This is a genomic window from Nocardioides cremeus, assembly GCF_030518195.1.
Classification (GTDB): Bacteria; Actinomycetota; Actinomycetes; order Propionibacteriales; family Nocardioidaceae; genus Nocardioides; species Nocardioides cremeus.
In genome coordinates, this window is sequence record NZ_JAULSC010000486.1 from 1 (window position 1) to 210 (window position 210).

Here is a 210-nt window from a genome sequence, read left to right on the forward strand (position 1 = left end):
TCGAGCTCGTCGAGCGCGACCCCCGCACCGACATCGGCTGGGAGATCGACGCCTCCGGGCTCGAGGAGCTGCTGGTCGAGACCCACCGACGCACCTCCCTGCCGCTGCTGGTGATGGAGACCGGCGCCGCCTGCGCCGACGACCGGGTCGAGGACGGCCGCGTCGCCGACCAGGACCGCATCGACTACCTGCGCGACCACCTCGCCGCCA

At 73.3% G+C, this 210-nt stretch carries 1 protein-coding gene; it reads left to right on the top strand.

What is annotated here, in order from left to right:
• Nucleotides 1–210 (top strand): family 1 glycosylhydrolase (locus QWJ41_RS21820; protein ID WP_302710592.1); only part of this gene is annotated, 210 nt, incomplete at both ends.